General features: G+C 28.2%; 5 protein-coding genes and 1 pseudogene. 4 read left to right on the forward strand and 2 right to left on the reverse strand.

Features of this window, described 5'->3' with window-relative positions; translation table 11 throughout:
* The 3 genes and pseudogenes from ACFQZW_RS02400 to ACFQZW_RS02410 all read left to right on the forward strand — a co-directional run.
* Positions 1–342 (forward strand): annotated as a pseudogene (locus ACFQZW_RS02400) (gfo/Idh/MocA family oxidoreductase); the annotation flags it as partial.
* A 130-nt stretch (positions 343–472) separates the two neighbouring features.
* Complete coding sequence (locus tag ACFQZW_RS02405) at positions 473–3,601, forward strand: glycoside hydrolase family 2 TIM barrel-domain containing protein (protein WP_386781412.1); 3,129 nt, start codon at positions 473–475, stop codon at positions 3,599–3,601.
* 66 nt (positions 3,602–3,667) lie between these two features.
* The gene (locus tag ACFQZW_RS02410; RefSeq protein ID WP_298289082.1) at positions 3,668–4,291 is read left to right on the forward strand and encodes a CatB-related O-acetyltransferase; all 624 of its coding nucleotides are present in this window, start codon (positions 3,668–3,670) and stop codon (positions 4,289–4,291) included.
* A 16-nt stretch (positions 4,292–4,307) separates the two neighbouring features.
* On the opposite strand, the gene ACFQZW_RS02415 is transcribed toward ACFQZW_RS02410, so the two are convergent.
* On the reverse strand, positions 4,308–6,944 hold the full coding sequence (locus ACFQZW_RS02415) for a CHASE domain-containing protein (protein ID WP_298266189.1): 2,637 nt from the start codon (positions 6,942–6,944) through the stop codon (positions 4,308–4,310).
* 301 nt (positions 6,945–7,245) lie between these two features.
* Between ACFQZW_RS02415 and ACFQZW_RS02420 the strand changes: the two genes are divergently transcribed.
* Positions 7,246–8,454 carry an RNA methylase gene (locus ACFQZW_RS02420; protein WP_298289088.1) on the forward strand — a complete coding sequence of 403 codons (1,209 nt, stop codon included), beginning with the start codon at positions 7,246–7,248 and terminating at the stop codon, positions 8,452–8,454.
* A gap of 213 nt (positions 8,455–8,667) precedes the next feature.
* Here the strand turns inward: ACFQZW_RS02420 and ACFQZW_RS02425 are convergent.
* Positions 8,668–9,468 (reverse strand): PKD domain-containing protein (locus tag ACFQZW_RS02425; protein WP_386781413.1); only part of this gene is annotated, 801 nt, incomplete at its 5' end.

A 9,468-nucleotide genomic window follows, 5' to 3' on the forward strand; every position in this document is an offset into this window, starting at 1 on the left:
CCAAGACCGTATTCTTTAGGTTTTAGAGTACAAGGATCAAATGGTCTTTGGGAAGTAGATGGCAATAGAATATATATAGAAGGGCAATCCAAAAGACCACACCAATGGGATCAAGCAGATGAGTGGTTAAAGAAATACGATCATCCTTTATGGAAGAAGTATGGAGAGTTAGCTACAGGAGCAGGTCATGGAGGAATGGATTTCTTTGTAATTAATGCGTTTATAGAATCTGCAAAACAAAATATAGCACCACCAATGGATGCTTATGATGCTGCTGCTTGGAGTGCTATTACTCCATTATCTGAATTGTCAATTGAAAATAATGGGGAACCTNAAACATAAAATAAAACACCCCAATATTATAAATTTATAATATTGGGGTGTTACTTAAAAAATTGACATTCGTCGAAATTATTTTAAATTAATATTAATAAATGTTATATTTACATTTATTAATGTAAAAAGGATTATAATGAAGAAATCAACCTTAGTTTTTAATATTATTTTTAGCTTACTATTTTTAAATAGTAATAGCTCAACAATAGCACAAACTTTAGATTCGATAATTGAAAACCCTTCAATAGTTGAAATAAACAAACTACCTGCTAGAGCTTCATTTTTCCCATATAACTCAAAAGAATTAGCCAAAAAAAATGAGGAGTTAAAAGCAAACAATTATTTACTATTAAACGGTATTTGGAAATTTAATTGGGTAAGAGATGCTGAAAAAAGACCTAAAGATTTTTATAAAATAAATTTTAATCATTCCTCTTGGGATTCTATTAAAGTTCCATCTAATTGGGAAGTTGAAGGTTATGGAATTCCAATTTATGTAAATGCTTCATATCCTTTTCAAAAAGGAGAACTAACCCCTCCAGATATTCCAGATGGTTATAATCCTGTTGGATCCTATTTAAGAACTTTTGAAATTTCAGAAGATTGGAATGAGAAAGAAATATTTATTCATTTAGGAGCTGTAAAATCTGCATTTTATATATGGATAAATGGAGAAAAAGTAGGCTATAGCCAAGGCTCTAAATTACCTGCTGAATTTAATATTACTAAATTTATTAAAACTGGTAAAAATACTATTGCTTTAGAAGTCTACCGTTGGAGCGATGGAAGCTACTTAGAATGTCAAGATTTTTGGAGAATTTCAGGAATAGAAAGAGATGTTTATTTGTATGCTAGACCCAAAGTTTATATAAACGATTACTTTGCTAAATCAGGTTTAATTAATAACTATTCTACAGGGGATTTCAACCTTAATTTAGAAATTAAAAATACCTTAAATAAGATACAAAAAGGGAGTATTACAATTGAAATTGAAAAGGAAAATAAACTACTATATACCAAAAATCAAAAATTTGAGATTGATAAAAACACTATTAGCACACTTAATTTTACTACCTCAATTCCAAACGTAAAAAAGTGGTCTGCTGAAATTCCAGAGCTATATCAGCTAACCATTGAACTAAAAGATAAAAAAGGAACAGTTAAAGAAGTAATTTCAAAAAAAATAGGTTTTAGAACTTCTGAAGTTAAAAATGGACGGTTTTTATTAAACGGTAAACCTATTTTATTTAAAGGAGTTAATAGGCATGAACATGACCCAAATACAGGACATGTAATATCAAGAGAAGATATGCTTAAAGATATTCAAATTTTTAAGCAAAACAATATAAATGCAGTGCGTACATGTCATTACCCAAACGACCCTTATTGGTATGAGCTATGTGATATATATGGTATTTATGTAATTGATGAAGCCAATATAGAATCTCATGGAATGGGATATAACTTAACAAAAACATTAGCAAACAACCCAAAATGGTTAAAGGCACATATGGAACGTACTGAGCGTATGATTGAAAGAGATAAAAACCATCCTTCAATTGTTATTTGGTCTCTTGGAAATGAAGCTGGAAATGGGTACAATTTTTATAATACTTATTTATTAGCCAAAAAGTTAGATAAAACTAGACCTGTTCAATATGAACGAGCAGGCTTGGAGTGGAATTCTGACTTATATGTTCCAATGTATGCAACACCAAATGATATTGAAAAATATGCTACAAATAATTCTTGGGAGAAATCGTTAATACAATGTGAGTATGCACATGCTATGGGAAACAGTATGGGTGGATTTAAGGAATATTGGGACTTGTATGAAAAATATGACAAACTTCAAGGAGGTTTTATCTGGGATTTTGTAGATCAAGGAATTAAAACCATCAAAAATGGAAAAGAAATTTACGCATATGGAGGAGATTTTGGCCCTAAAGGAACTCCAAGTGATAATAACTTTCTTAACAATGGCTTGGTTCAACCTGATAGGAAACTAAACCCTCATATGAATGAAGTAAAACATATTCAGCAAGAAATTAAATTTTACGAAAGTGATTTAGTAAAAAAGCAAATAGCAATTAAAAACTGGTACTTTTTTAAAGATTTAAAAAACTATATTTTTTATTGGGAAATTATTGCAGATGGCAAAAAAGTTGAAGCTGGAAAACTTGAAAATTTAGCTATTGCTCCTCAAAAAACAAAGGTTATAGAAATACCATTTCAAACCAAATTACAACCTAATATAGAATATTTTTTAAATTTAAAAGCCATTCTTAAAACTAAAGAACCTCTGTTAGATAAAAATTATGAGATTGCCTATGAACAATTTCAACTAACAAGTTTTGTTCCTTATACCACTGAAAAAACTAACGAGCCTATTGAAGTTAATTCTAATAAAGACTTCATCAATGTAAAAGGTTTAAATTTTGAAATTAGTTTTAATAAAAAAACAGGTTCTTTTAATAATTATATTTTTAACAATCTAACAATTATAGAAAAAGGTCCTCAAGTCAATTTTTGGAGAGCTCCAGTTGATAATGATTATGGTTCTGGTTCTCAAAAAAATTACCAAGAATGGAAAACAATTGCCAACAATGAAGTAGCAGATTTTACCATTAAAAAAATCAACAATAATGAGGTATTAATTAATTTTGTTAAGCATCTTTTTGGAAATGATGCAACATTAACCCAAACTTATATAATTAATGGAAAAGGAGCTGTAAAAATCACCAATAAGCTTACGGCTCATAAAGGCAAACACAGTAACTTTTTTAAATTTGGAAATGAAATGATTGTTCCAAAAGAGTTTCATACAATTACTTGGTATGGAAAAGGTCCTTTTGAAGCTTATTCTGACAGACAACATGCAGCTAAAATTGGTCGCTATAAAAGCACAGTTGCTGAACAATATTTTCCATATATAAGACCGCAAGAAACGGGTAATAAAATTGATGTTAGATGGGCTACCTTAACAAACAGCTTAGGATATCAACTTAAAATAATTGGGGAAAAGCCATTGTATTTTTCTGCTTTAAATTTTAGTAAAAACGATCTAGACTCTGGAATTGAAAAAACACAAAAACACGCTGGTGAATTAACACCACAAGAAAGAGTATTTGTAAATATTGATGGTTTTCAAAAAGGATTAGGGAGTATAAATAGCTGGGGTACACTACCTCTAGAGCCATATCGTTTAACTTATAAATCTTATGAATATACTTATTGGATTGTGCCTTCAAAATTAAATAATTAGTTTTACTACACTTTTTTTGTTTCAATTATTACTTAAGCAACAAAAAAAGTTTAAAAAACTGTAATTATGAATGGTCCAAATAAAAATTTAAAATTCCCACTAACACATTATAAAAAATTGTGTTTTTTAAAAAACATAATAAAAAATCCAGCTATAAAAGTTGGTGATTATACTTATTATGATGATTTTGAAGATGTTGGTAACTTTGAAAAGAATGTCAAATATCATTTTGATTTTATTGGAGACAAGCTCATTATTGGTAAATTTTGTATGATTGCATCAAATGTTACTTTTATAATGAATGGTGCAAACCACCTAACCAATGCTATTTCAAGTTATCCTTTTGCAATTTTTGGTGCTGGTTGGGAAAAAGCTATGGAGGGTAAAACTTACCCCACAAAAGGGAATACAGTGATAGGAAACGATGTTTGGATTGGTTATAATGTAACTATAATGCCAGGAATTAAAATTGGAGATGGGGCTATTATAGCATCCAACACTACAGTAACAAAAAATGTTGAACCTTATAGCATTGTTGGAGGTAATCCTTCAAAATTAATTAGAAAAAGATTTTCAGAAAAAACAATTTTAAAACTTTTAGAATTACAATGGTGGAATTGGGATATTGAAAAAATTACCGAGAATGTTGACAAACTAACTCAAAACGATTTTAATATATTAACCCTATAATTAGCAGACTTAAAGTTTATTTTAAATAAATCTCAATTATTTTAACAAATACATCTGAGTTAATTGGTTTAGAAATAAAATCATCAAAACCTGTAGAAGAGACATCATTTTTAACATCTGTTGTAGAGTAAGCTGTTTGTGCTACTATAGTTAAATCTGGTCTATTTTTTTTAATCTCTTTTAGTGCTTCGTATCCATTCATTATAGGCATTTTTAAATCCATTAAAACTAATTCAATCGCAGAGTATTTTCTACACATTTCAACAGCTTCTTGCCCATTTTTAGCATGTATTACATTGTAATCTAACTTCAATACATCTTTTATTAAGGTTTCTACATATAAATAATTAACCTCTTCATCTTCTGCAATAAGAATAATGGGTTGATTATTAGTTTCATTAGGTTTATTTTCAAAAACTGGCTTGTAAGGAATTGAAACTACAAAGGTTGAACCTTTGTCTTTTATCGATTCCAGTCTAATTTTACCACCTAACAACTCCACATTTTCTTTTACTATAGATAAGCCTAAACCTAGACCTCCAACTTTTTTAGAAAGTTTAACTTCGGCTTGCGAAAAACGTTCAAAAATTAATTCGTGTTTTTCTTTATCAATTCCAATTCCTGTATCTTTTATATAGATATCTATTTTTTTATTATTTAAAATGTAGCCTATTTCTATATATCCATTTGAAGTAAATTTTAAGGCATTTTCAATTAAATTACTTATAACCTTAACTAATTTAGTTTTATCAACAAATATAGTGCTCTGCTTGTCCGTTAACCCTTTTTTTAAATAAATTGGGATTTTATTTTCTTTTGATTTAATGTCAAAAACTAAAAAAAGATCGACTAACAATTCATTCAAGCACACTTTGCTTTCTACTATTTTAACTTGTTTGGTTTCTAATATGGATATTTCTAAAATATCATCTATTACATTTAATAACTGTTTGGCACTGCTTTGAATTATTCCAATAAAACTTTGTTTTTTTTCATTGCTTAAATTAGGAGTATTTAATAAATCGGAAAATCCAAGAATTCCATTCATAGGAGTTCTTATTTCGTGCGACATATTATTTAAAAATTCCGTTTTTAGTTTATTGCTTTCTTCAGCAGATTCTTTAGCAATTAACAATTCATTTTCAATTTTTTTCTGTTCGGTGATATCAATTTCAATTCCATCCCAATGAATTAATCCATTAATAATTCTTGGGCGTGAAACATAATAAGACCATCTTATACTGCCATCTGGGTTAATTACCCTAGCCTTGAATTTAAAAATTGTTTGCTCTTTTATTGATTTAATCTCATTTTTTTTAAACTCTTCAATATCATCTTTATGTATCCTATCATAAATTAAATTTGGATTGTTTAAAACTTCCTCAGCTGTACAACCATAAAATTTATATACTGCATCACTTACGTAATTATATTTTCTTTTGTTTTCATCTATAGATACAACTTGATACAACATACCATTCACCAAGTTGTTAGCAATTAATTTAAGTTTATCTTCACTCTCTTCAACCTTTTCTTTAGCCTTTTTTAAATCGGAATAGCTTTCATTTAAAAGCTGATTTGTTTTCTTTAGTTCTATATTTTTATCAGATAAATCTAAAGTTAATTTTTTTGCTAAACTTTTTCCAAATGAAACCGTATTAAATAATGAAAACATTAAAAGACTAAGTAGTAAACTAATTACCAAGCCTAGCAAAAATACAGTAACACTACCTATATTAATAATAGGTGTTTTAGGTTCTGAGAATTGCAATAGCCATTTTTTTGTGTTTACCTGTATGGTTTTTATTAATAAATTATACTTGTTTGAGTCATAATTTTTAATATTTAACTGACTATCATATAATAAATGATTGTTAGAAAGACTATCATTATCAAATATTTTTAACCCTATATACTTTTTTGCACCTAAATCAAAATCACTCATTACACCATCCATAAAATCATGCATTCTCAGAGATATAGCTACCCATCCTTTAATTGCTTCTCGTCTTTGTTCAATAGTACTTATTAGCATATTTTTATTGTAAACAGGCGCATAAATTACGATACCAGGTTTTGGTGCTGCTTCTACTTCTTGAACAAGAAAAACTTTATCTGTTATTGTAACTTTATTAGAGTCTCTAGCAATCTCAATTGCATTTCTCATATTAGAATTTGAGCTTGAATTAAAGCCTAAAGCCTTTTCGTTTTTTTCAGCAGGTTCAATATAAATTATTGGGGTATAATATACTTCTTTGGTTTCTGGAAAAACCTCATAAACATCATTCAATTCTCTACTAATATGTTTAGTAAAACTTGATAATTGTTTTCTTGAAACTTGAGCTAAATATGCTAAACCCTGAAAGCCAATTAAGTTTTCAGATATTTTACTTTTTTCAAAAAAATAATTCCAATCACTTCTAGTAACTGTATCTGAAGACATAAAAAAAGAAGAGCTAGTTCTTGAAAATTGGACATAGGCACTAAGTCTATTTTCAATTTTATCTCTAATGTCATTTGAGCTTATTTCAAATTCTTGATGTTGTTGCTTGTCATTTTCTTTTTTAACATAATAGGCTAGTATCATAGAAATAACTATACCTACTATAAAAATAGTTATAGATTTTAAAAATGAATTTTCTTTATACAACACTTGTATAATAGTTTAAAAATGAATTAAAACTTAGGAACTCAAATCTATTAAAAAAAGATGATATGAAATTATAAAAATGATTTTTATTGAATTTAGTTACAATAAGCTATACAACAAGAGATTATTTAGTATAATTTTAATTTTTATATTAGTAAAATAAAAAATTACAACTAACAATCAACGTTATTCTTGATACATATATTAGATATTGCTGAGGTTATAAATTTCAAATTTACTTTAATTGAAGGTTGATAAAAATTTAAGTGATATTTAACCAATAACAAACTACTAAACGTCAAATATGAATTCTCCCTCTTGGAAAACTTTTTATAATGAATCAAATGGATTAAAAAAACCCGCAAAAGCAAATCAATTAATTTCAAAAAAAGACACAACAGCTATAAAACAACTACTCATAAACGTTTTAGACGGTTTTTTTGCTAAAAATGATATACATATTGGTTTAAAAACCTATATTAATAATGAGCTTAGGAATGATTATATTGAAAAAATGGTAGCCAATCCTCCAAGGGTAGAAGATTCGCTTGAAACTTGGTCTCAACAAATTTTCGGAAATCAAAAGTTTGGTATTGTATTAATAGGCTTAGAAGAGTACAGTAATGCTTTTGCAGAAAAACTAGCCACTATTGTAAGTCCACTATTAGAAATAGCTGGATTACCTCTTAATGGATTGTCTTTCCTATTTTTTATGGGGAATTATGGATTTACACCTTTTGGAATTCATAAAGAAGCTGTAGGAGAGGATGGTATCTTATTTCATTTAGGCCCAGGAAATAAACAATTCTACACTTGGGATGATCCAAAATACAACTCCATACAACATAATTCTGAAGTTTTTCACAATATTACTAAAATGCTTCCTAATAGTAAATCCTATAATTTAGAACCTGGTGATGCCATGTTTATTCCACATTATGTATATCATATTGCCAATACTCCAAAATTCTCTATGAGTGTTGTTTTGGATTATATCAACCCCCCTATAGACAGATTTGAAAATGAACTTATTAAAGAAACTGCTGAGGAAAATCTACAACACAGCGTTGAATACACAAAACCATTAAAATTAAACACTCCTCAATCCAGCTTAAATAACCTAATTGATATACCTTCTATTCAAAAAAAATTAGAAATTGCTTTAGATAGAAAAATATTAAGCCTAAAAAGTAATGGGGGTATTCGAAGAAAATCAAACAAAATAAAAGTATCAATACCTTCAACAGATACTTTTTCTATTAAAAGCAAAAAAATATTTCAGTTATATATAGATGAAAAAGATTTAAAAACTACTTTAATATTTGCAAGAGGGCATCGATTAATTAAAAAAAAACATCCTAAATTACCTCAGTTAATTAATCAAATAAATGAAGGGAATTGTATTTCACTTACAAGTATAAAACAACTAATGGAACCATTGTGGGATTTAATAGAAATTTACAGCTTTATTCAAGATCTTTTAAGCGTAGATTGTATTATCCTATGTAAATGAAAAATTAAAATATAAAACGATCCTAAATTAAATTAACAAAGAAACATAAAAGCTAATAACCTTTTTTTAATTGCTAAACTATAATGCTGATTCTCTATTATACCTAACTGTTTTTCTGTAAATACTTGGCAAAATATTTAGTGTGTTTTAAAAAAAATCTAACCAATAAATTATATCAGTTAGATTTTTTATTTAGGGTATTTTTAAATCCAATTAATCACAATCGTAAACATATTCAGTTGTACTTGTAATACTAAATCCTTGCGTATAAATAGTTGCTACACTTGTGCGTAATAATTTATTTGCATCAATTGTATTATTTATTTCTCCTATAACTGTATCGTTTCCATCTTTTGAAACGGTACTTTTTAGCTGACAATCTTGATAGGTATGTACGTCAGTTTGTGTAATTGCGTTGTTTGCATTATAGGTTTCAACAAGTTGAGGAAAACTTCCATCAATATTTAAAAAATTAGAAAAAATAGTATAACTAGTCAATGCTCCTGCTGAAGTATAATTATCTGTACGATTAAGGCGCATATTTGCATCATATTCACTAATAGTATAGCCGGTTAAATTTCCTCCAGCATCGTATGAATTTGCTCTTACGGTTTGGTCACCATTACTATATTCATATTCAATATAGTTTTGTAATGAACCACCAAGTTTAGTTTCATCTTTACTTCTTCTTCCTTGAGCATCATATTCAATACTTGTAACTACATCACCAAAACCAGTGGAAGTAGTGATTGATGAAATCATTTTTTTTCCATTCACTAAAGTATATCCATATGTTATCGTTGTTGTTAACCCTGAAGAAACAGTGGAAGTTGATTGAACATAGCATTCAGGCAGGTTACAAGGATTGCTATTTCCTCCTCCAGTTGATGCAGCAGTTACAGTTATTTGTTTCGTAATTTGATGGGTTCCTGCAGAATTTGTGGCTACTAATTTTACTTGATAATCACCAGCGGTATCAAAAGTAAACGTTGGATTTTCATCGGTAGAACTAAA

The organism is Lutibacter aestuarii (assembly GCF_042676885.1).
GTDB classification, from domain to species: domain Bacteria; phylum Bacteroidota; class Bacteroidia; order Flavobacteriales; family Flavobacteriaceae; genus Lutibacter; species Lutibacter aestuarii.

What these genes read in the sequence shown, in the direction of transcription:
- ACFQZW_RS02420 (WP_298289088.1), top strand. Translation starts at nt 7,246, where the DNA reads ATGAATTCTCCCTCTTGGAAAACTTTTTATAATGAATCAAATGGATTA.
- ACFQZW_RS02405 (WP_386781412.1), top strand. Translation starts at nt 473, where the DNA reads ATGAAGAAATCAACCTTAGTTTTTAATATTATTTTTAGCTTACTATTT.
- ACFQZW_RS02410 (WP_298289082.1), top strand. Translation starts at nt 3,668, where the DNA reads ATGAATGGTCCAAATAAAAATTTAAAATTCCCACTAACACATTATAAA.